Origin of the sequence: Enterococcus sp. DIV0213h (assembly GCF_051711285.1) — a bacterium.
GTDB lineage: Bacteria > Bacillota > Bacilli > Lactobacillales > Enterococcaceae > Enterococcus_D > Enterococcus_D casseliflavus.
Window position 1 is genome coordinate 114,037 of record NZ_JBIOMH010000001.1, and the last position, 23,032, is coordinate 137,068.

The 23,032-nt window shown below is 46.3% G+C and carries 27 protein-coding genes; all 27 read left to right on the forward strand.

Features of this window, described 5'->3' with window-relative positions; genetic code table 11:
• The first annotated feature begins 10 nt into the window (after positions 1-10).
• The gene (locus IGI77_RS00530) at positions 11-376 is read left to right on the forward strand and encodes a flagellar biosynthetic protein FliO (protein ID WP_015508734.1); all 366 of its coding nucleotides are present in this window, start codon (positions 11-13) and stop codon (positions 374-376) included.
• Positions 373-1,137, forward strand: coding sequence for a flagellar type III secretion system pore protein FliP (gene fliP, locus IGI77_RS00535; RefSeq protein ID WP_005232783.1), 765 nt, complete (start codon positions 373-375; stop codon positions 1,135-1,137). The genes IGI77_RS00530 and fliP overlap by 4 nt, the downstream gene beginning before the upstream one ends.
• Before the next feature lie 25 nt (positions 1,138-1,162).
• Positions 1,163-1,426 carry a flagellar biosynthesis protein FliQ gene (gene fliQ, locus IGI77_RS00540; protein WP_005226613.1) on the forward strand — a complete coding sequence of 88 codons (264 nt, stop codon included), beginning with the start codon at positions 1,163-1,165 and terminating at the stop codon, positions 1,424-1,426.
• A 12-nt stretch (positions 1,427-1,438) separates the two neighbouring features.
• Positions 1,439-2,188, forward strand: a complete 750-nt coding sequence (gene fliR, locus IGI77_RS00545; RefSeq protein ID WP_005232781.1) for a flagellar biosynthetic protein FliR — start codon at positions 1,439-1,441, stop codon at positions 2,186-2,188.
• Between the two features lie 30 nt (positions 2,189-2,218).
• Positions 2,219-3,286 (forward strand): EscU/YscU/HrcU family type III secretion system export apparatus switch protein, encoded by a 1,068-nt coding sequence (locus IGI77_RS00550; RefSeq protein ID WP_016609019.1) that lies wholly within the window; start codon positions 2,219-2,221, stop codon positions 3,284-3,286.
• Positions 3,287-3,305: 19 nt separating this feature from the next.
• A complete protein-coding gene (gene flhA, locus IGI77_RS00555; RefSeq protein WP_005232779.1) occupies positions 3,306-5,381 on the forward strand; it encodes a flagellar biosynthesis protein FlhA in 2,076 nt (691 codons plus the stop codon).
• A 30-nt stretch (positions 5,382-5,411) separates the two neighbouring features.
• Positions 5,412-6,119 (forward strand): sigma-70 family RNA polymerase sigma factor, encoded by a 708-nt coding sequence (locus IGI77_RS00560; protein ID WP_015508736.1) that lies wholly within the window; start codon positions 5,412-5,414, stop codon positions 6,117-6,119.
• On the forward strand, positions 6,116-6,817 hold the full coding sequence (locus tag IGI77_RS00565) for a flagellar hook-basal body protein (RefSeq protein WP_438769203.1): 702 nt from the start codon (positions 6,116-6,118) through the stop codon (positions 6,815-6,817). Before IGI77_RS00560 ends, IGI77_RS00565 begins: the two co-directional genes overlap by 4 nt.
• A gap of 10 nt (positions 6,818-6,827) precedes the next feature.
• On the forward strand, positions 6,828-7,610 hold the full coding sequence (locus tag IGI77_RS00570; protein ID WP_438769204.1) for a flagellar hook-basal body protein: 783 nt from the start codon (positions 6,828-6,830) through the stop codon (positions 7,608-7,610).
• 12 nt (positions 7,611-7,622) lie between these two features.
• On the forward strand, positions 7,623-8,333 hold the full coding sequence (locus IGI77_RS00575; RefSeq protein WP_005226626.1) for a cell division ATP-binding protein FtsE: 711 nt from the start codon (positions 7,623-7,625) through the stop codon (positions 8,331-8,333).
• 154 nt (positions 8,334-8,487) lie between these two features.
• Positions 8,488-9,783, forward strand: coding sequence for a methyl-accepting chemotaxis protein (locus IGI77_RS00580; protein ID WP_005226627.1), 1,296 nt, complete (start codon positions 8,488-8,490; stop codon positions 9,781-9,783).
• A gap of 18 nt (positions 9,784-9,801) precedes the next feature.
• A complete protein-coding gene (locus IGI77_RS00585) occupies positions 9,802-10,305 on the forward strand; it encodes a chemotaxis protein CheW (RefSeq protein WP_010748543.1) in 504 nt (167 codons plus the stop codon).
• The gene (locus tag IGI77_RS00590) at positions 10,277-10,786 is read left to right on the forward strand and encodes a chemotaxis protein CheD (protein ID WP_005226629.1); all 510 of its coding nucleotides are present in this window, start codon (positions 10,277-10,279) and stop codon (positions 10,784-10,786) included. Before IGI77_RS00585 ends, IGI77_RS00590 begins: the two co-directional genes overlap by 29 nt.
• A 15-nt stretch (positions 10,787-10,801) precedes the next feature.
• Positions 10,802-11,812, forward strand: a complete 1,011-nt coding sequence (locus IGI77_RS00595) for a protein-glutamate methylesterase/protein-glutamine glutaminase (RefSeq protein WP_016609024.1) — start codon at positions 10,802-10,804, stop codon at positions 11,810-11,812.
• A 5-nt stretch (positions 11,813-11,817) separates the two neighbouring features.
• Positions 11,818-12,591 (forward strand): CheR family methyltransferase, encoded by a 774-nt coding sequence (locus tag IGI77_RS00600; protein ID WP_284591525.1) that lies wholly within the window; start codon positions 11,818-11,820, stop codon positions 12,589-12,591.
• Positions 12,592-12,612: 21 nt separating this feature from the next.
• On the forward strand, positions 12,613-14,664 hold the full coding sequence (locus IGI77_RS00605) for a chemotaxis protein CheA (protein ID WP_010748546.1): 2,052 nt from the start codon (positions 12,613-12,615) through the stop codon (positions 14,662-14,664).
• The gene (locus IGI77_RS00610) at positions 14,661-15,248 is read left to right on the forward strand and encodes a chemotaxis protein CheC (RefSeq protein WP_005226634.1); all 588 of its coding nucleotides are present in this window, start codon (positions 14,661-14,663) and stop codon (positions 15,246-15,248) included. Before IGI77_RS00605 ends, IGI77_RS00610 begins: the two co-directional genes overlap by 4 nt.
• 14 nt (positions 15,249-15,262) lie before the next feature.
• Positions 15,263-15,625: a response regulator gene (locus IGI77_RS00615; RefSeq protein ID WP_003129084.1), complete on the forward strand. Its 363-nt coding sequence runs from the start codon at positions 15,263-15,265 to the stop codon at positions 15,623-15,625.
• Between the two features lie 19 nt (positions 15,626-15,644).
• Complete coding sequence (locus IGI77_RS00620; protein ID WP_005232757.1) at positions 15,645-16,034, forward strand: chemotaxis protein CheW; 390 nt, start codon at positions 15,645-15,647, stop codon at positions 16,032-16,034.
• A gap of 17 nt (positions 16,035-16,051) precedes the next feature.
• A complete protein-coding gene (fliM, locus tag IGI77_RS00625) occupies positions 16,052-17,062 on the forward strand; it encodes a flagellar motor switch protein FliM (RefSeq protein ID WP_005232756.1) in 1,011 nt (336 codons plus the stop codon).
• Positions 17,059-18,117: a flagellar motor switch phosphatase FliY gene (gene fliY, locus IGI77_RS00630; RefSeq protein WP_005226637.1), complete on the forward strand. Its 1,059-nt coding sequence runs from the start codon at positions 17,059-17,061 to the stop codon at positions 18,115-18,117. The genes fliM and fliY overlap by 4 nt, the downstream gene beginning before the upstream one ends.
• Before the next feature lie 95 nt (positions 18,118-18,212).
• Positions 18,213-18,488: a flagellar biosynthesis anti-sigma factor FlgM gene (flgM, locus tag IGI77_RS00635; protein WP_005226638.1), complete on the forward strand. Its 276-nt coding sequence runs from the start codon at positions 18,213-18,215 to the stop codon at positions 18,486-18,488.
• On the forward strand, positions 18,489-18,845 hold the full coding sequence (locus IGI77_RS00640) for a hypothetical protein (RefSeq protein ID WP_005232752.1): 357 nt from the start codon (positions 18,489-18,491) through the stop codon (positions 18,843-18,845).
• An 11-nt stretch (positions 18,846-18,856) separates the two neighbouring features.
• On the forward strand, positions 18,857-20,380 hold the full coding sequence (gene flgK, locus IGI77_RS00645; protein WP_016609030.1) for a flagellar hook-associated protein FlgK: 1,524 nt from the start codon (positions 18,857-18,859) through the stop codon (positions 20,378-20,380).
• A 3-nt stretch (positions 20,381-20,383) separates the two neighbouring features.
• The gene (flgL, locus tag IGI77_RS00650) at positions 20,384-21,304 is read left to right on the forward strand and encodes a flagellar hook-associated protein FlgL (RefSeq protein WP_005226641.1); all 921 of its coding nucleotides are present in this window, start codon (positions 20,384-20,386) and stop codon (positions 21,302-21,304) included.
• A gap of 136 nt (positions 21,305-21,440) precedes the next feature.
• Positions 21,441-22,514: a flagellin gene (locus IGI77_RS00655; RefSeq protein ID WP_413153951.1), complete on the forward strand. Its 1,074-nt coding sequence runs from the start codon at positions 21,441-21,443 to the stop codon at positions 22,512-22,514.
• A gap of 102 nt (positions 22,515-22,616) precedes the next feature.
• Positions 22,617-23,030 (forward strand): flagellar protein FlaG, encoded by a 414-nt coding sequence (locus tag IGI77_RS00660; protein ID WP_005226643.1) that lies wholly within the window; start codon positions 22,617-22,619, stop codon positions 23,028-23,030.
• The last annotated feature ends 2 nt before the right edge of the window (positions 23,031-23,032 follow it).

The following is a 23,032-nucleotide window of genomic DNA, read 5'->3' on the forward strand; positions in this document are numbered from 1 at the left end:
AGGCATGTTGATGGAAACATTTTTATCGCTGGTCAAAATGATTGGGTTTTTGCTGCTTATTCTTTATTTGATCAACATCAGTTTGAAATATTTGAATCGTTACACGAACCAGCACAATCACCAGCTGCGTATTTTGCAAAAAATCGCCGTCAGCAAGTCGTCTTCGATCGGGATCGTCCAAATCATGGACAAATGTTATGTCATGAGCTTTTCTGAACAGCAAAACCAAATCATCAAAGAGTTGACGCCAGAAGAAACGGCCACTTTTTTACAGCAAAGCCTAGAAAGCACCCAAGTGCAAGCTGGTAAAGACTTTTCTGAATGGCTCAACAAAGCCAAGGCGGAAATTGCTGGAAAACGAGGCAAGCAAAAATGAAAATCAAAGGCAGAGATATCAAGATCATGGCTGCGGTCCTTTTCAGCAGTCTGATGCTTCCGCAGACGGCATTTGCGCTAGACACGGAAGACGTCAGTTCCACCATCAACAATTTATTGTCGAATGGGAATGGCTCAAGTGATACGATCAATACCTTCTTGTTGCTGACGCTGCTTTCCCTTTTACCAGTCTTGCTGATCATGATGACTTCTTTTACTCGTATCATCATGGTCTTGTCCTTTGTGCGCAGTTCGTTAGGTACACAGCAAAACCCGCCCAATCAAGTGTTGATCGGGTTGGCCTTATTCTTGACATTTTTTATTATGAAACCTGTGTATACCGACGTCTATCAGCAAGCGATCGAACCGTTTGATCGACAAGAGATCAGCCAAGCCGAAGCCTTTGACCGCTCAGAAAAACGGATCAAGGCCTTTATGATGGTACAGACACGGGAAAAAGACATTGCCTTGTTTGCGGAAGCTGATGGGGAGACCGAAAAGTATCATTCTTCTGACGATGTTCCTCTGACCGTTATGGTACCGGCGTTTATTATCAGTGAGTTACGAACGGCTTTCAGTATCGGCTTTTTGATTTTTATCCCCTTTTTGATCATTGATCTGGTCGTCTCCAGTATCTTGATGTCGATGGGGATGATGATGCTGTCGCCGATCATGATCTCACTGCCCTTCAAGATCTTACTATTTGTTTTAGTGGATGGCTGGTATCTGATCGTGGAGTCGCTGATCAAGAGCTTTCAATAGCCGCTAAGAAAGGAGCCAAGAGGAAATGACAGTAGAAATGGTACTTGATGTGCTAAGGGAAGCCTTTCTTCGAATTTTAGCGATATCTGGCCCTGCCTTATTGGTCGGCATGCTCGTTGGATTGGTGATCAGTATTTTTCAAGCCACTACCCAAATCCAAGAACAAACGTTGAGCTTTGTGCCGAAACTATTAGCGATTTTTTTGACCTTGATCTTGGCGGGGAATTTTATGCTGAATCTCTTGTTGAATTTTACCAAAATGATCTTCAAGATGATTGCGGCAATGTAAGGAGGAAACCTGATGGCGCCGATTCAAGCGACGGTGTTGATTTTTTGTCGAATATTGGCGTTTGTCGTCCTTTGTCCGATCTTCTCACAGCAAAATTTTCCGTCACTGGCAAAAATCGTGATCGGCATGGCCTTGACGGTCCTATGCCTGCCGACGGCACCTGCGATTCCCGAGCTTTCCCTCTTTATGCTGACGGTTTTCGTCATCAAGGAAGTACTGTTTGGGATGGCGATGGGCTATTTGAGTCAGCTGGTCTTTACTGGTGTGGAAATTGCGGGTCAACTGATCGACTTTCAAGTAGGCTTTTCGATGGCGCAAGCCTATGATCCGACGTTGCAAATCGCCTCTTCCCAGTATGGCAAAACGTACTATTGGCTGACGATCGCTGTGTTTTTTGGACTTGATCTGCATCATCGACTGATCACAGCATTGCTGTTGTCTTTTCGGATCGTGCCCTTAGGCTCTGTGGTGATCCAAGGAACGACGGTTGAAGGCATCGTCAAACTTTTCAGCCAAATGATGGTGATGGCAGTCAATCTTGCGGCACCAATGATCATTGCGCTGCTGTTGGTGGACCTGGTGCTAGGTGTGATTTCTCGGTCGATTCCCCAGATCAATATTTTGATGATGAGTCTTTCGATGAAAACCGCCATCAGTTTTGTGGTGTTTCTCTTGCTACTACCCAATGTTCTTTCGTACTTAGGCAAACACTTGCCAGATACGGTCCGCTATTTGCAGGAGTTTATCGAGTCCTTTCAATAAAGTAACAGGTAGCCAGCAGGAGGTGAGAAGATGGCAGAAAAAGATGGCAAAACCGAACTACCTAGTGCCAAGCGGCTGCGGGATGCCCGCAAACGCGGGGAGGTCCCTAAGACCCAGGAATTAGCAGCAGCTGTTTCGCTATTGGTCTTCTCGTTTTTGATCCTGTCTTTATGGCAGTTTTTCGCAGCTTCTTTTTTGCCTTATTTTTCCCGAAGTTTGGCGCAGCTGGCTGATTATCAAACCAGTTTGGCGGATCTGCCGAAACTGGGGGTGCAGAGTATCTTGCTGCTGCTTTTGTTGTGTGCGCCCGTCTTTCTGGTCGCGCTCGGAGTCGGGCTTATCACGAATTATGCCCAAGTTGGTCTGTTGTTTTCTGGCAAGGCCGTCAAACCAGACTTTAAAAAGCTGAACCCCATCAGCGGGATCAAGCAGCAATTCAGTTTGCGCTCGTTGATGAATTTAGGCAAAACATTGGCGAAATTCGGCGTGATCGTCTACTTGTGCTACCAACAATTTTTAGCCGCCGTCCCTGTTTTACTGGGTTTGAGTGAAGTCGGGTTGGAAAAAACGATCCTGTTCATGCTGCTGCGGGCCAAAGAATTGTTTTTACAGATCTCGATTTTCTTGATCGTTTTGGCCGTAGTCGACTACGGCTACCAACGCTATAGCCATCGTAAGAACTTGATGATGAGCAAGCAGGAAGTCAAAGAAGAGTTCAAGCAAATGGAAGGTGATCCGCAAGTCAAAGCACAGCGCAAAGCGAAGTACCGTGCGATGACCCAAAATGCCATCGCCAACGTCAAAGAAGCGACGGTTTTGATCACCAATCCGACCCATTTCGCCATTGCGATTCGTTACGATGCCAGTAGTGAAGGGGTGCCGCGGGTCCTGGCCAAAGGGGCAGATCAGCTGGCGCAGCGGATGAAAGCAGAAGCACTGAAAGAAAATATTCCACAGATCGAAAACCGTGAAGTGGCACGAGCCCTTTATCGCCAAGTAGAACCCGGGGATCTGATCCCGGTTGAGATGTATGAAGCCATTGCCGAAATCATCGCTTTGGTCTATCAGTTAGAAGAAAGCCAACGCGGCAAGATTTAAGGAAACAGGAGGAACAAAAATGAATGAGGCTGCCTCAAAACCGAAAAAAGGCATTGGTCTGGCGGATATCTTAATCTCGGTGATCGTCCTAGCTATTATTGGTTTGATTATTATTCCATTACCGAGTGCACTATTAGATATTCTGATCATTATCAATTTGACGATCGCGATCAACATTTTACTGATCACCCTGTTTACCAAATCAGTGTTGGAATTCACTACGTTTCCAACCTTGCTGCTGATCACAACGATGTTTCGTTTAGGTTTGAACCTATCTTCCACGCGGTTGATCTTGACCCAAGGAAATGGCGGACACGTGATCGATGCCTTCGCCAATGTCGTTGCCGGCAGCAATTACATCGTGGGGATCATTTTGTTCGTGATCATCATGGTGGTTCAGCTAGTCGTCGTGACCAATGGTGCAGGGCGTGTCTCAGAAGTGACTGCTCGCTTCACATTAGATGCGATGCCCGGCAAGCAAATGGCGATCGATTCCGACCTAAATGCCGGTTTGATCACGGAAGCGGATGCCCGCAAACGACGAAAAGATCTGCAGCGAGAAGCTGATTTCTTTGGTTCGATGGATGGTGCCAGCAAGTTTGTCAAAGGGGATGCGATCGCAGGGATCTTGATCACTGTCATCAATTTAGTCGGCGGGGCGATCATTTTCTCCATGGGGGGACAAATGACCGTCATGGAAGCCTTCGCCCAATTCGGGAAACTGGCAATCGGGGATGGCTTGGTCAGCTCGATTCCCTCTTTATTGATTTCGATTGCTTCTGGGGTGATCGTGACTCGTTCTGATAACGATAGTTCCTTTGGTTTAGATATTGCGGCAGATGTGATGCGTAATCCCCAACTGTTTCGGATCGTGGGCGCGATTCTCTTCGTCTTAGCCTTAGTTCCTGGGTTTCCTTTTGTGCCTTTTGTGTTGATTGGCTTAGGCCTTTTCGCAGCCAGCTTTCTGGTTACGCAAAAAGAAGAAAAGCAGCGAGTGGAACAAAAACAATGGGAACAAAAATTGGCACTGGAACGCAAAAAAGAAGCACAGGAAGAAGACGATTCCGTGGCTTCCTTCCAAGTGGAACCAATCTCAGTGGAAATCGGGTATGGTCTGATCCCTATCGTGGATAGTTCGATCGACAACAGCTTGATGAACCGCATCGTGGCGATCCGTAAACAGAGTGCTAGAGAATTAGGGATCTTAGTCAGTCCCGTTCGTATTCGCGACAATCTCTATTTGGATGCCAACGATTACGTGATCAAGATCCGCGGCAACGAAGTCGGCCGCGGCGATATTTACCCGAATAAAGTCATGGTGATCAGTCCGAATGAAGAGCCGTTTCCTTTTCAAGGAATCGCAACAAAAGAACCAGCCTTTCATCTGGATGCTATGTGGATCGATGAATCCGATAAGGAGATGGCGGATCTGCAAGGGTTTACGATTATCGAGCCGTTGACCGTGATCGCAACACACTTAAAAGAAATCATCTATGCCCATGCACCAGAGCTGTTAGGTCGCCAAGAAGTCAAGAAATTATTGGAGGGCATCAAAGAGCAGTACAATGTCGTGATCGATGAATTGATCCCCGATATTTTACGGCTCGGCGAGGTCCAAAAAGTTTTACAAAATTTATTGGATGAGCAAATTCCCATCAATGACTTAGCAACGATCTTAGAAACTTTAGCCGATTACGGCGTTGTCACGAAAGACGTAGAAGTTTTGACAGAATATGTCCGCCAAGCATTGAAACGGACGATCGCTGCCAAGTATGCCAATGAGAACCACGAGCTGCAAGTGGCGGTGATCCAGCCGAAACTAGAAGAAATCATCGCTCAAAGTATCCAAAAAACCGCAACTGGCTCGTACCCGGTCTTAAAACCAGATACCGTGACCAAGCTGTTGGATTCCATCAGTGGGATCCAACATGCGGCGATCGCTCAAAATATCAATTTCGTGATTCTGGCATCGCCTAAGATCCGGTTAGCATTCAAAAAAATGATCGTTTTTAATTTTCCAGATATCGCCGTTCTTTCTCTGAATGAGATTCCCAATGAAATTGCGATCGAAACGGTGGGCAGTATTGACATTTAAGCAGAATTTTCTTAGGAAGGGGCATCGCCGATGTATGAAGTCGATCGAGAAGCGGAGATCATCAAGTATCTGCCGCTAGTGGAACGGGTGGTTCAGCGCCTGTCTATCAAAACCGCCGATTATGAATCAGGCGATCTCTATAATATTGGGGTGATTGGGCTGATGGATGCCTTGCGGAAATTCGATCCCTCAAAAAAAGTTCCTTTTGAAAGCTATGCAGCGATTCGCATCAAAGGGGCAATTATTGATGAAGTACGCAAGCACGCCAAAATCTCCCGATACAAAATGGCGGCAGTCAATCAGTTTTATCAAGCACGGCAAGAGTTGGAGCAAAGCCTCAAAAGAGAAGCGACCGACACCGAGATCTGCAAACAGCTGGGAATCAACCAAAGTCAACTAGCGGATATTTATGAGAGTCTGCACTACTTAGCCAGCGTCTCTTTGGAAGATACCTTGTTTGCTTACCAAGAAGAAGGCATGACCTTAAAAGATATGGTTCGGGATCCAGCCGAAAATGTCGAAGATACCTTGGTCGCTGAAGAAAAACGCACCGCCTTGGTGGCGTGCATCAAAAAATTAGGGGAACGGGAACAATTGATTTTAAGTTTGTACTATACCGAAGAACTGACGTTAAAAGAAATCGCTGAAATCTTAGAAGTCTCGATTCCGCGAGTTTCACAAATTCATGGCAAAACGATTGCCAAATTGCGCACATTGATTGAGGAGGAACTGGCATGATTCGAGGATTGGATGTCTTATCACGGAACATTTCATTATTACAAAAGCGACAAGAGACGACGAGCGGCAATATTGCCAATGTCAATACAACAGGGTATCAAGCAAAAACTTTGTTCCAGTCGGCGCTAGATGAAGTCGCATTGCATAATTACCAAAGCGGGCCCAATGCGGATACCCGCCGTGATATCGGTGAATTGTCTTTAGGGACCCAATTGGCAGGCAGTACCATCAGTCAAGACCAAGGTGCTGTCAAACAGACGGGACAAGCCAGCGATTTTGCACTGCTTTCCGAAGGCTACTTTGTCGTTCAAAACAATGCGGGGCAGCGGTTGTATACGAGAAATGGCGACTTTACCGTCAATCAGCAGAATCAATACGTGACACAAGAAGGCTATCTTGTCTTGGGTGCCAATGGACAAGTAGTCAGCGCCTTGGGACCAGCGAACTTTCAGATCCAAACATTCCCCCCAGAAGCATTGACTACAGCTGGTCAAAACTATGTGACTAGCAACGCAGCAGGAACCACGGTGAATGCACCCGTGATCCAGCAAGGTGCCTTAGAACAAGCCAATGTAGCGGTTGCCGATGAAATGGTGGCGATGATCCAGACTTCTCGCGAATTTGAAGCCAATCAGAAAGCCTTGAGTTCAACGAATCAGACATTGCAAAAAGCGGTCAACGAATTAGGAAAGATTTGAGGATGAGTCAATGAATATCAGTGGATTATTAGGAATCAGCCGTTCTGGGTTGAATCATTTGCAGACAAACTTAGACACGACAGCCAACAACATCGCCAACGTCAATACCAATGGCTATCAAGCACAAACGCCCCATTTTCAAGCATTGATGGAAAATGCCATCGGTGCAGAAGAAACGCTATTTAATGGAAACGCCGCCCAATATGGTGCGTCAATGGGGGCAAAAGCGACTACGACTACCAGTTTTGCCCAAGGCAATCTGGCGGGCACCACTCAGCCATTAGATCTCGCGATCCAAGGCAATGGCTTTTTCGGGGTCCGGGACCAAACTGGTCAATTGCTGCTGAGTCGAGCAGGCAATTTTCATTTAAGTGAGAACAAGCAATTAGTCAATAGTGAAGGGTACCCTGTGGCAATGACCACAAACGTACCGACCCCTCAGTGGCCAGATGCGCAGCAAATCGCAATAGATGCCAGCGGTCAGCTGACGACGGAAGAAAATGGTCAGACTCGCGTGTTGGGACAGCTGACCCTTTATCAGCCGACGAATACAGAAAACATCACGCCAGTGGGCAACCAACTGTATCGTGCCGGTGATCAAGCGTTGCTTACTTCGCAAACCAATCCAGCAGCCTTTGGCAGCGTCTTGCAAGGACAGTTAGAACAGTCGACGGTGGATCTAGCGACGTCCATGACAGACTTGTTAACGACCCAGCGTGCGTATGGATTGAACACGAAAGCCATGCAGACAGCCGATGAGATGTGGTCCGTGATCAATCGTTTTACAGATTAGAGGAGAAAGAACATGATTCGCTTAACCAAGGTCAGTAAAAAATTCAGCAATGGCACGTTGGCATTGGCCGATATTTCTGTTGCGATCCCTCAAGGAGAATTTATCTATGTGGTGGGTCCCAGCGGTGCGGGCAAATCGACCTTATTCAAATTACTCTTGAAAGAAGAAGAGCTTTCGGCTGGTTCTATCCAAGTCGGCAATGTCTTGTTGGAACAACTCAAAGACCGTCATCTCTATATGGTTCGACGACAAGTCGGTATCGTCGGACAAGAAGACCTTTTGCTTCCTTATCTGACGGTTGCCAAAAACGTCGATTATGCGCTGCAAGTACTAGGCACTCCCCGCAAGCTGCGTCAGGAAAAAACCGCCAAAGCACTGCAACTGGTGGGCATGTTTCCTCAAAAGGATCACTATCCTGAAGAGCTTTCCGTGGGACAGCGCAAAAAAGTAGCGATTGCGCGGGCGATCGTCACAGAGCCAGCAGTCTTGATCGCCGATGAGCCCACCGCCAATCTGGATGCCAAATCAGCCGTTGAAGTCATGAAACTGCTCTTGCGGATCAATCAAGTCGGTGCCACGATCCTCTTGGCGACTCACGACAGCACGATGGTCAATACGGTCCGTAATCGGGTGGTCGAGCTGCAAAACGGTCGCTTGGTTCGTGATGAATATCAAGGCGGCTATACGCGCTTTGCTGATCCAAAAGATACATATGTCTGGTGAAGATGCTTAACTTTTCTAGCAAAAGATCCGATTAAAGAACTAGAAGATTGTTTTCATAATCGGATAAAGAAGGAGTGACCCAACGATTATCAAGTGAAGAGCGAATCTTGATAAACAGCACGACTGATCATTTTGCATAGGAAAGGATACTGTTATGAAGAAGAAGGTACAAGCTATCATCAAAAAAATCCGCTTGGCGGCGTTGATTCCGCTAGGATTTACCCTGATCGTATTATTAGGATGCTATTTCTTCGTGATCCGCACCCACGGAGACGGACAAGCAGCAAAAAGTTTCTTTATTTTTTCAGTAATCGTACTGCTGCTAGAAATCGCAGTGTTAGTAGGAATGACCTATTTGGTAAAAAAAGAGACCCATTCAGGCATGGATACGTTATTGACAGAACTAGAAGCAGTCGGTTCTGGCGATCTGTCGCATATCGATGAGATCGGCAGCAGCGACCAGACTTCTCTTTTTGGGCAAGTTCAAAATCGTTTTCAAGGGGTTTTAAACACCTTCAAAGCGGTGATCGTTGGCATGCACGAAGAAAGCAGCCGAATGGAAAAAATGGTAGGCGGCCTAACGACAACCTCAAAAAATGCCAAAAATTCAATTGAAAATGTGCGTCAGACGATGAATGCCATCGCAGATGCCACTAGTTCACAAGCCTCCGAAGCGGAACAAACCTCCTTTGATATGGACGAGCTAGCCTTAAGTATCGAAGAAATCCACAAAGAGATCGAATTGATGAACGGCTATGTCGGTCAATCCCAAAGCAGCAATGTCCACAATTCAGAAATGATGTTCCATGTGTTTGAAAGCTGGGAGATCGAACGGCAAAACCAAGCAGAATTAGTAGAAAGCATGAACGACATGAACGAAGATGTCCAAAGCATCGGTAAGATCGTTCAGCTGATCAATGACATTTCTGATCAGACCAACTTACTGGCATTGAATGCATCCATTGAAGCAGCTCGAGCTGGAGAAGCGGGCCGAGGGTTTGCCATCGTTGCGGAAGAAGTCCGCAGCTTGGCGGAACAAAGCAGTCAATCAACGAAAAGCATTCGTTCGATCATTGAAACGATCCGCAAAAAATCGGAAAAAGTGGTCTCTGCAGTGACGGATTCCTTTGAAAGCGGCGAAAAACAAACCAACAATATCAACAAAGCGATCGAGTCAGCCAATGAGATCTCTGATATTGTCGAAAAATTGGTTTCAAGTATTCAAGCCGTGGAAGCCCATATTACGGGGATCGTTGAGAAAAAAGACATGGTTCAAGTTTCCGTCAGCAACATTTCGGCTGCTGTTTCGGAAACCTCTGCCGGCACCCAAGAAGTAACGGCAAACTTAGAAGACTTCTACTTAGTCATCGAAGACTTTGAACGGAATGTGCAAGAGATCGAAACGATCGCCACTATCCTTAAATTCCAAGTGGATAGTTTCAAATTCTAAAAAGGAGCAGTGACGCCAATGGAACAATACGTTGTATTTAAAAGTCATCAACAACTCTTTGCCTTGCGTATCGACTATGTGGTACGGGTCATTGAGGCTGCTTCTTTTACACAGCTGCCAGAAGTGGCGGATTTCGTGCTGGGGATCCAGCCTTTTGAAGAGGCGATGGTGCCGATCATTGACATCCGCAAAAAGCTGTTTGATGAATTTACACCGGAAACTGGGCAAAATGTGGTCTTGTTGTGTCACTGGCAAGAGCAGGCGATCGGCCTTTACGTGGAAGAGATCGTCGGCATTTTACCGCTCGTTGAAAGTCCTAGCAATGCGGAACTAAATACATCAGGACTCAAGCAAAACTATATCGAAGCCTTTCTGAAAAAAGACGATGAACTTGTGCTGGCATTGGAGCTGCCGTTTCTCTTCAGCTATGAACAAGCCGCTGAGATGACGGCGGAGTTAGACGCCTATCAGACAGAGGAATTGGCAGCCGCCAATGACCATGACAATGATGACCGTGAATGAGGAACTGCATGTGGGGATCTCGGAGTATAAGATCGCCCAAGCGCCGACGCGTTTGATCACGGTGGGTTTAGGTTCTTGCATCGGCACGATCATTTACGATGAAGCCAGTCATATCGGCGGCTTGAGTCATATTATGCTGCCAGATAGTCAGCCTTTTTTGCACAAGCGGGAAATCAAGCCCGAGAAGTTTGCGGACTTGGCATTGCCAGCGATGGTGGCTGAGCTGGAACAAAAGATCCGTCGGCCTCGCTTTCAAGCGAAAATCGTTGGCGGCGCCAATATGTTTCAGTTCCAGACGCTTAACGCTGCCAGCAATATTGGCCAGCGCAATATTGAAGCCGTCGAGGAAGTCTTGGCTCGGTTAAACATTCCGATCGTAGCCAAACATGTTGGCGGCAGCGCTGGTCGAACGATGATCGTAGATCTTCAGGATTTCAAGACCATGGTTCGGCAAGTCAAACAAGAAATCGTTTATTTGTAAAAGGAGTACAGGGACATGAAAAAAGTAATGATCGTCGATGATTCGGCATTCATGCGGAAAGTAGTGACAGATTTATTGAATCAGCTGCCTGATATCGAGGTGACCGTCGCTGCCCGCAATGGCAAACAAGCATTGGACTATCTGACCAAAGAAGCGATCGATTTGGTAGTAATGGATGTGGAGATGCCAGTGATGAACGGATTAGAGACCTTGCGGAGGATGAAACAGCAATCAGCCATTCCCGTCATCATGCTTAGTTCATTAACCAATCAAGAAACCACGATTGAGGCTTTGGCGCTTGGCGCCCGAGATTTTGTGGAAAAACCCGTCAGTCTATCGATGATCGAAAAAGAATGGATCGCTGAATTTCATCAAAAGATTTTGGCGATGGATCATGAAGTCGGTACGGTTCACCCGCCAGTACCAACGATTGCCCAGCCCACTAAGCTGACACAAAACAGCTTGCCGGTATCACTTGATGCGCTAGTCATTGGTGCTTCAACAGGCGGACCCCGTGCCTTGCTGGGAATTATTCGCCGTCTGCCTGCACGTTTGCGTTGCCCGATTTTGATCGTTCAGCATATGCCAGCGGGCTTCACGGCTTCCTTTGCAAAACGCTTAGACACAGAGACAACCGTCCGAGTACAAGAAGCAGTCGACGGCATGCGGATCGAAAATCAAGTGTATCTTTGTCCAGGTGATTACCACATGACGGTCCAACAAGGGCACCTGCAGCTGGACCAGCGAGAAAAACGGCATGGGACGCGGCCAACCGTCGATTACCTTTTTTCCTCAGCAGCTGACTACTATGGCCCGCAACTAGCGGCAGTGGTTTTGACGGGGATGGGAAAAGACGGCACCGCTGGCTTACGACAGATCCAAGCGGCTGGGGGCTATACGATCGTTCAAGACAAAGAAACGTGTACAGTCTTTGGGATGCCACGGTATGCCATTGAACAAGGAGTCGTGGATGAAGTCCTGCCATTGCAGGGCATTGAAGCAAAAATTGCACAGATGGTCAGGTGAAGAAGATGGAAGAAGAATTTGCCTTATTTAATGCGTGGGTGGATCGCCGATTAGGGATTCCCTTAGCCGCATACAAAGAAAATCAAATGCAGCGCCGCATCCTTACGATCATGGAAAACAGCGGGGCAAAAACGTTGAGGGAATACCAGCAATTGATCGAAGGCGATGACGGGGTGCGGGCGGCTTTTTTAGCCCATATCACCATTAACGTAACGGAATTTTATCGCAACAAAGAACTGTTTGACGCCTTTGAACGCGTCTTGAAAACCATTGTTCTCCCGAAAACCACGCTGCCCAAAATTTGGAGTGCCGCATGTTCGATTGGGGCAGAGCCCTATACGATCGCGATGCTGCTAGAAAAAAACCAAATTGCCACAGCCAATGTTTTGGCTACCGATATCGATACGCAAATTTTGGCAAAAGCCAAGCAAGGACTCTATCGAGACCACGAATTGCGGAATGTCTCAGCGGCAGAACGTACCCGTTTTTTTGATGCAAAAGAAAAGAACCAGTATCAGATCAAAGCGGAAATCAAACGGCGGGTTCATTTTAAGCAACACGATCTTTTGAAAGACCCGTACAATGGGCCTTTTGATGTGATCGTTTGCCGCAATGTGACGATTTATTTCAAAAGTGATGCTCGGGATGCCGTCTATCAAAAATTCAGCGATGCATTGGTCCCAGGGGGCATTTTGTTTACGGGAGCGACAGAAACGATCAATTTCGCGGAACAATTCGGCCTTAAGAAAATCGATTCGTTTATCTATCAAAAAGTATAATTTTGTAAAGGAGGGACCCATTTGGATGACAATAGTGTCTATCGTACCCTTTTCTTTGAAGAAACAGACGATCATTTAGCACAGTTGAATGATCATGTCTTGCAATTGGAAAACGATCCAAAAGATAGCGCCTTGCTGAATGATATTTTCCGTTCTGCCCATACCCTTAAAGGGATGGCGGCAACGATGGGCTATGACGTCATGACGCAGCTGACCCATAAAATGGAAAATATTTTTGAGTTATTTAAAACTGGGACCTTGCAAGTGACCCAGCAATCGATCTCATTGATTTTCAAATGTCTGGATCGCCTGTCAGAACTTGTGGAGGACTTGCGGGAAGAACGCGACCTGCAGCCAGCTCAAATTGCCGATTTATTGGCCGAACTTGACCAAACGGAACATTCTGGCGGTATATCAACCGAGACAGAAGCAAGCCAAAACCCCACCGCAGTGGGCGCGTTAACCCCACAGCTTCAACAGATCGATCCTTCTGATCTGTATGTGATCGAGCAAGCGGCTGGAGATGGCTATCAAGCGGTCCAAATTGCTGTTCGCTTAGATGCCCAATCCATGTTAAAAGGTGCTCGTGCCTTCTTGATCATGGAAAAGCTTGGCCAAGCAGGGGATGTTCTTTATACAGAACCAGATGCCCAAACACTTGAAGAAGGCACCTTTGAATCAGATTTTTCACTACTGTATTTGACGCAGCAAACACTGGCTGATGTCGAGCAAAACATCGCCAGCAACAGTGAGATCGAAGCCTTCGTGGTGGCACCGTTTGATCCTTCAGCTGCTGTGTTGGAGGAGGCAGAAGAGCTGCTTCAACCAGTGCCGACCCCAGAGTCAGAGACTTCTGCTCTTCAGCAAGCGACAACAGAAACGAAAGAAAAATCGCCGGCGCCCGCGCATCATGCGTCCGCCCAAAATCAATCGATCCGAGTCGACTTGAATCGCTTAGATTCATTCTTGGATCTCGTGTCCGAATTGGTGGTCTATCGCAATCAATTGGAAGATGTCAGTGAGCGGGAAAACATCGAAGCAGTCAAAGACCCCTTAGAGCAAGTTTCGCGATTGACCTCTGAGCTGCAAGATTTGGTCTTGCGGATCCGCATGCAGCAAGTCAATGTCGTCTTTAGTCGCTTTCCACGAATGGTTCGGGACTTATCCAATGAACTGCAAAAGGAAATGGAACTTGTCATTTTTGGGGAAGAAACGGAATTGGATAAAACAGTGGTTTCTGAATTGAGCGAACCTCTGGTCCATCTGTTACGTAATTCTGTCGATCACGGCATCGAAGCACCCGATGTTCGGGAAAAACTGGGCAAACCGCGCAAGGGCACGATTCGCTTGGCGGCCTATCAAGAAGGCAATCGCGTGATCATTACTTTAGAGGATGATGGCAAAGGCCTTGATCCGCAAGTAATCAAAGCAAGTGCTGAAAAGAAAGGCTTAGCAACGGAAGGTCTTTCCGATGAAGCGTTGCAGCAGCTGATTTTCCATCCTGGTTTTTCAACGGCACAAGAAGTGACTAACATTTCTGGGCGCGGTGTCGGGATGGATGCCGTGCAATCCAAGATCACCCAACTAGGGGGCACGATCGAAATGAAGAGCCAGCCAAATAAAGGCACGCAGTTTGTGATCAAATTGCCATTGACTCTGTCGATCATTCAAGCGTTAATGGTTCGCGTCGGAGCAGAAACCTTTGCGATCCCATTAAATCTCGTCGAACGCGTGGTGATGGTCAAAGAAGAAGAGATCATCCAGACGGTCTCAGATGAGGTCTATCGTTTTCAAGAGGAGTTGATTCCGTTGGTTCGGACCGATCAACTCTTAGCGATCGAAGGCGATCCATCTGAGAAAAAATTCGCCATCATCGTCAACAATGACCAGCAATTTCACGGCATTTTGGCAGATGAGCTGATCGGCCAGCAAGAAATCGTCATCAAGAAAATCGATCCATTGCTGCAAAAGCTGAATCGCTATCAAGGGGCAACGATTATGGGCAACGGCTCGATCGCACTGATCCTAGACATTCATGCCATCTGTCAGGAAAAAAAGGATGACCGCTTATGAGCTATACAGCGCTGCAAATCGATGGCCTAAAAGAACTGATCAATATCGGCGGTGGTCACGCTGCGACTAGTTTATCAAAGCTCGTCCAACAACCGATCGATATGCGGGTACCGGAAGTCGAGATTCTAGCGTATGAGGACCTGTATCAGCAGATCATGGCGGAAGACAAAGAAGTTCATGTGGTGATGAGCCAGATCGAAGGGGCATTTCGAGGGATCTTCTTGTTTGTCTTAACGGATGAATCCGCCGCAAAATTGCGTCAGTTGATGATCCAAGAAAGCGATCCGTCTGAAGAATTGAAGCAATCGGTCATCAACGAGTTGACCAACATCCTTACCAATTCTTTTTTGATCGCGATCGGGCAACTGTTGGAAACCCAGCTGAGTGCGTCTTTACCAAGCGCCAGCTATGATTTCTTTGGCGCAGCGATCAGCTCCATCTATTTGGCGATGGCCCAGTATGATGAGCAGGTGATGGTGATCCGTAATGAGTTCGTCTACGCCAAAGAAACATTAGAGGCATCGTTATTTTTGATTCCAGAAATCGGTGTACTAGAAAACATATTTGATTCATTAGGAATTTGAAAGGGGCAAATACAATGTCAAAAAAAGTATTGATCGTGGATGATGCGGTATTTATGCGCATGAAATTAAAGGATATTTTAGAAAAAAACGGCTATGAAGTCGTGGGGGAAGCCCAAAATGGCCAAGAGGCTTTTGAAAAATACCAAGCAACGACACCAGACTTAGTGACCATGGATATCACGATGCCAGAAGTGGATGGCTTAGAGGCATTAAAAATGATCCGCACGTTTGATGCGCAGGCCAAAGTCGTAATGTGCAGTGCCATGGGACAACAAGGAATGGTGATGGATGCGATTCGCGCCGGTGCGGTGGACTTTATCGTGAAGCCCTTTGACACGGACCGCGTAATCACTGCCATCGACAAAGCCTTTGCCTAATGCCTAGGAGGATAGCGACATGCAGATGATTCTTTTCAAAATGGCTCAGCAGTACTATTTGATCTCGGCAGACTCGGTGGACGAGGTCATTGATGCCCCTTCTTTTACGAAGGTGCCCTTAGCACCAGAGTGGGTGGAAGGGTTGATCAATCTGCGGGGGTCTGTCGTAACGGTGATTCGTTTGGCAAAATTGATTCCCATCATGGAACCAGCCTACGAAAAAAACATATTGATCATGAAGAAGCAAGAGGAGACCAAAGGGGTCCTCGTAGAAGAAGTAATTGAAGTTCTTGATATCACCGAAGACGATATCCAACTGGGCAATCAAGAGACAGAACATGCCGTTGGGGTCGTGACGATCGGTGAAAAAGTAGCCAGTGTGATTCAAATCGATCACATGATTTTTTAAAAAAATGGGGGATTAGTGTGGATCAGGTATTGACGCAGCAAGAGATTGATTTATTGTTGAATGCGATGAGCAGCGGAGAGATCGATCAAGAAATTATTGAGATAGAAGACAAACAAGCCAAAGTGAAAGCCTACGATTTTCGCCGACCAACAAAGCTGTCGAAAGAATACGTCAATACCCTGCACATGATCTTCGAGGATTTCTCGAAGATGAGCAGTAGCATGCTTTCTACCCAACTGCGGACCAATGTTTCTTTGCAGTTGGCAGCTATCGAACAAGTCAGTTATGACGAATTTATCCATTCGATACCAAAATTTACTTTGTTGGGGCTCTTTCATTCGCAGCCTTTGAGCGGGATCCAAATGATCGAGATGAACCCACAACTGTGTATGATGTTGGTGGAGTTGTTGTGCGGCGGCTTGGATGTCTATCAAAACAAGCCGATCGAAATGGATTTTAGCGAGAAAAAAAGTTTTACTGATATTGAAACAGCAATCTTGGAAGAAGTGGTGGCACAATTTGTACGGGTCTACCAAAATGTTTGGAAGGACATCGTTGCCTTGGATTCGGTTTTGGATGGAATCGATACGAATCCGCAATTGATGCAAAACATGTCGCCCAACGAACCCGTCGTGTTAGTGACCTTTACTATCAAAATTTTTGAAGTGAAACATTTTATCAATCTATGTATCCCTTATGTCTTCTTTGAAGGGATCATTGATAAATTAAGTTTCCGCAATTGGTTTGATAGCAATCAGCCAGTCAACCAAGACGATAGCCGCGAGTTGCAAAAAAGTTTGAATGGCGTCGGTTTGAATTTAGAAGTTCTGCTGGGCCATGCTCAAATGAGTCTTTCTGAGTTTCTCCACTTAGAAGAAGGCGATGTCATCAAACTAGACAAAAAAATTACTGAACCATTGGAGACTTTCATCGATGGAAAACCTTACTTCCGAGCAAAACCTGGGAAGCAAGAGGACCGTTTAGCCATTGAATTATTAGACAAGTTAGAAGAGGAGCAAGAACTATGAGTGAACGTTTATCCCAAGCAGAAATCGATGCATTGTTGAATCAAAGTGCCCCAGCCCAGCCGCAAGGATTAGAAGAGCAAGTCAAAGTCGACATTATCGGCGAAGTTGGCAATATCTCCATGTCGCAAGCGGCGACGACGTTGTCTTCCATTCTTGATCGTCGGGTCAGCATCACGACTCCCCGAGTGTCTAAAATCAAATTTGGTGAGATCTTAAACGACCTCGTTGCACCAAAAGTAGCGACGACAGTTGAATTTAAAGAAGGCCTTTTAGGCAGTAATTTGATGCTATTAGAAGTCAAAGATGCCATCGTGATCGCCGATTTGATGATGGGTGGAACTGGTGAAACCAGCAACACTCAATTTACGGAATTAGAGCTAAGTGCTGTGGCAGAAGCTATGAACCAAATGATTGGGACTGCCTCGACTTCGATGGCAACGATGATCAGCCGCAAAGTGGATATCTTGCCGCCGATCGTCAAACTATGGGAGACACCAGAAAACATTGAGTATAGCGGGATCGAGGCAGAGGAAGAGATTTACTGTATCTCATTTTCTTTGCGCGTCGAAGGTTTGATCGAAAGCAAAATCATGCAGATCTTTACCGATCCTGTGGTCAACGATATCGCCAGTGCGATGCTCTCCGATGAAGCGACTGTCGTTACTCGGGAAACACCAACACCGCAGCCAACGGCACCCGTTGCTGCGCCTACGCCAGAACCAGCGGCTGCATCAAAGCCCGTGGAAGTCAGCAAACCTGCGTTTCAAACATTGGCCTCCAGCGGAGTGAGCGATGGGGATAATTTGGACTTGATTCTTGATGTGCCATTGGATCTAAGTGTCGTGTTAGGCCGCAGCAAAAAAACTATTAAGGACATTTTATCTTTCAATACGGGGTCCGTCATCGAGCTGGAAAAACTGACGGATGAACCGCTAGAGATTTTGTTGAACGGCAAACTGATCGCCACTGGGGAAGTCGTGGTCATCAATGAAAACTTCGGTGTGCGGATCACCAACATTCTTTCGCAAAAACAACGCATCCACAATTTGCATTAATTTGAAGAAATCGCAAAAAGTTAAACATATGGGTTTAACTTTTTTGTGATTTGACCGATAGTAGAGGGTAGAAGAATGAGAACGGAGGAGAACCTATGAAAATCGAAAGAGGTTACGCAGAATACAGCGACAAGGCCATCAAACGTGAAGCGGTCAAACAAGAAAAGCCATCTGCTGCTCAGACAGAAAAAACCGTCGATGTTCAATTGTCCGAAACAGCTCAAGCCATTCAAAAGAGTGCCAATCAAACAGCCAGTCGCAGTGAGCGAGTGGCAGAATTGAAACGAGCGATCAAAGAAGGCACCTACCAAGTATCTGCCGAAACGATCGCAGATAAAATGCTGCAACAAGATGAAAAGCAGGTCGACTAGATGACAGAACGGGAATTTGAGCGTCAGCTTCAGCAGTTCTTGCGGTTGCTGCAAAAAGAAAAGACCTGCTTGATCAAAAATCAAGCAGAAAAATTACCAGAACTCGTCGAGAAAAAAACCGCCTTCGTACCCGTTTTTTCCACGTATGAAGGAACTCTTTCAGTGACGATCAAAGAACTCATCCGCCAAATCCAAGTGCAGCAAGCCGAAAATCTCCTGCTGACGGAGCAAGCCATTAGTTTCCAAACTGTTTTGATGGATGCAGTCAAAGAAAATATCAAGACACCGGCAAATACGTATTCGAAATACCAAGAAAAACAAGCTGTCTCAACAGCGATCATCGATCAAAAAATGTAAGGAGTACTTCTATGACAGGACTATTTGGTTCATTAGGCACCGCAACCCGGGGCATGACCGCCAATCAAGCAGCGTTGCAAACCAGCAGCCATAACATTGCAAATACCAATACAGACGGCTACTCAAGACAACGAGTCAACTTGCAAGCCGAAGCGTCTTATCATTTAGCGGGTGTCGGCAGCATCGGTATGGGTGTGAAAGTCGGCAGTGTCGAACGGATCGTCGATGATTTTGTCATTGGACAAGTACGCAATGCCAATTCTACCTATACATATTATGAACAAAAAGCAGACATATTAGGACAGCTGGAAAGTTTAATGAATGAGCCTTCTGACAATGGACTGTCCAAACAGCTGGCAACGATGTTTGATTCTTGGACCGCATTAGCCAACAATCCTGAACTGGATACGTCTAAGACCCTTGTGCTGGAAAACAGCAGTACGTTTGCCGATACCATCAACCAAATGGGCAAACAAATGACGCAGCTGCAAAGCGACACGCTGGATACCATCGAAAAATCCGCGCTGGACTTCAATGAGAAGGTCAAACAGCTGCAATCCTTGAATGAACAGATCTATGGGTTGACGACGAGTGGTGAGACACCCAATGATCTTTTAGATCGTCGAGACAGTCTGTTGAAAGATCTCTCGGGTCTAGCAGGGATCGAAACCAAGACCGATCAGTATGGCCGTGGGTTTGTATCTATGAGCGGACAGACGATTTTAAGTGCGGAGGAACGCAATACCCTTAGTGTGGTGGTGGGACAAAGCGACACAGGCGCCTTGGTTTCCAAAGACGGCAACGCCTTGAATCCTGCCGAAACCATTACAGGGTCTTATCCAGCTGGAACCGTCTTGTTGACGAAAACCACCGACAATGGCGAAACCGCCTATACAGAATTGCCGATCAAAGAAGGCGCGATTGGTGGCCTGCAAGCATCATCTAGTGAAATCGGCAGCCGCTTGACGGAATTGAACAACTTTACGACGACGATCGCGCAAGCCATGAACATGGTCTTTACCGGCGGCGCTTCTCGCACAAGCGGACTATTTGAGATCGGCCAAGATGATACCGGCACAGCGACGACGATTCGGGTCAGCCAAGCACTGTTAGATAACCCAAGTCTGGTGACCGGCGGAACGAGCAATGCAGCAGGAGATGGTTCAAGAGCTGCTGCAATGGCGAAACTCAGCAGTGCCAAATTGGATTTCCCGTTGTCAGAAAAGACGATCGCTTCTTTTGATTCTGAGACATTGACGTTTGCTAATGCAGCATCGGGCATGAGTGTCAGCAGTTATTTTAACAGCATCGTCACCAAAAACGGAATCTCAAAACAGCAAGCCGACAATACGGTCAGTGCCCAATTGTCGCTGCTGAATCAACTAGAATACAAAAATCAATCGGTGTCTGGGGTTTCATTAAATGAAGAAATGTCAGATGTGATTCGTTTCCAACAAGGATTTCAGGCCAATGCCCGCATATTATCGGTCGTTTCTGAAATGTTAGACACATTGATCAATCGAACAGGAGTGTAGACCATGCGTATTTCCAATTCAATCACCTACAATGATTTTTTACGAAATCTAGGAACCAACGCCTCCAAAGTCCAATCCACGTTGAATCAGCTATCGAGCTTAAAAGAAGTCAGCAAGTCCTCGGATAATCCGCTGCTGGTTTCAAAAATCATGGATCTCAATGTGTCGTTAAATCAAAACAAAACTTACAACAATACGATCAAAGACAGTATTTCTTGGACAAAAGCCCAAGATTCTGCTTTAGAAAGCGTCAGTACTTCGATGCTGCGGATTCGCTCGTTGGTTCAATCTTCTGCCAATGCGACAGCTGGCAGTGAGGAATTAGGGGCAAATCGTTCAGAGATCGAGCAAGAGATCGAAGGCATCGTTGAATCATTAAACACCAACTTTGATGGCCGCTATCTATTTAGCGGAACGAATACGACGACGGCGCCTTTTGAGATCGTCAAAGAAAATGACGCCATCGTCGGTATCAAATACAATGGCACCAGCGAAGACTTGCCGCGAGAAATCGCAAATGGGGTCTCAGTGGATCTGTTAGCCAGCGGTGATCGTCTGATGAACGAGACGGGCACAGCTGCGGATCCCCAAAATTTAAGCACCTATTTCAATGATTTGTTGTCTGCATTGCGCAGTGATGATAAAGATGCCTTAGGGGGCGAGCTTTTAACCGCTCATGACCAGCATGCCACTAATGTGGTGAATGTACGGGCGCAGATCGGCACCCTCTACAATCGCTTGGAGGCGGCAGCTGATCGAAATGAGACGGAAAAGCTGAACTTGACCGAAACACTGTCCAACAAACAAGACGTCGATATTGCGGAAAAGTATATGGAATATCAAAATCAAATGACTGCCTACCGTTCAACATTAGCGATGGGAACAAAGATCATGCAGATGTCCATTCTAGATTATTTAAATTAACCCAAAAACTTTTGTTCTTTGCTGAGAGCAAAAGTTTTTTATTTTTTTTAGAAAAAAGGCTTAACCCTGAACGGTTTCTTCCGATAAATAGTAGCAGAGGGAAACCTTAGCGAATAAAAATTAGGAGGAACTACACATGAGAATCAATACAAACGTTTCAGCATTGAATACTTACTCACGCCTAACGGCAGCAAATGCTTCTAAAAGCAATTCTTTGTCTAAATTATCTTCAGGCTTACGCATCAACAAAGCTGGGGACGACGCAGCTGGCTTAGCAATTTCTGAAAAAATGAAAGGCCAAATCGGCGGTTTGTCACAAGCAAAAAGCAACGCACAAGATGGTATCTCATTGATCCAAACAGCAGAAGGTGCATTAAATGAAACCCACAGTATCTTAGGGCGTATGCGTGATCTTGCAGTTCAAAGTTCAAATGGTACGTTAAGTAATGATGACCGCGATGCGATCAACAAAGAATACACCGCATTGTCTGATGAAATCGACCGTATCAGCAATACCACTGAATTCAATACAAAAAGCTTGTTAACTGGTGAAGGCGATGATGCGAAATCATTCACTTTCCAAATCGGTGCCAACGCAAACCAAACAATGAGCGTTTCGATCAACAACATGAGCTCATCTGCATTGAAAGTAAAAGGCTTAGATTTAACACAAGCATTTGACACAAGCGATATTGCTGCAGCAAAAGATAAAGCAGTAGCGACTGCCTTCGAAGCAGATACTACAACAAAATATGCAGCGAACGGCACAGTTGATGCGGCAGCTGGTAAAACAGTTGCTGAATTAAAAACAGCCATCGAATCTGCAGCTGATGATACAGCAAAAGCAACAGCTCAAAAAACATACGATGATGCTTTAGCAACATTTACCGCTTCTGATGAAGGCAAAGCAGCAGCGGCAACTGTCAGCGTTGAAAACAACCCAATCACAAAAATCGATGAAGCGATCAAAGCAGTTTCTGCACAACGTGCGGATCTTGGTGCGGCGCAAAACCGTCTAGAACACACAATCAACAACTTAGGTACAACGCAAGAAAACCTATCTGAAGCAAACTCACGTATCCGTGACGTTGATATGGCGCAAGAAATGATGAGCTTTACGAAGAGCAACATCCTTTCTCAAGCAGCAACTTCAATGTTGGCACAAGCAAACTCAATGCCTAACAGCGTATTGAGCTTGTTACAAGGATAATTTTTGATCAAGTGAACCACTGACACAAGGACTGCCTAGGGGAAGCGCAGTTCTTGTGTTTTACATAGCAGCACAAAAACGCTTAGAAATGAGGAAGCTCTGATGGATATTCAGCCAATGTCAGGAATACACCCGATCGAAGCCGTTGCGTCGGTCGCTAAAGCACGTCCGATCGAATCCCTAGATCAAGAGAACGCCAACCTTCAGCCGCAACACCAAGAGGGGAAACTGGCGGAGAAAAAGGAACAGACAGTGGCCACTGAACCGCCGATCCACTATTTTTCAGTAGCCGATCAGCACAAGATCGCAGCCTCCGTGGAGGAAGTGAATCAGCGACTACTTGGCAAAGATATGAAATTGGCTTATGAAGTACATGAGCGCACAGGGCGTACGATGGTGCGTTTAGTGGATATGCAGACCAACGAAGTGATCAAAGAGATCCCGCCCGCCAACATGCTAGACGTGATTGGGAAAATATGGGATGACATGGGCATCGCGGTCGATCGAAAGGGATGAAA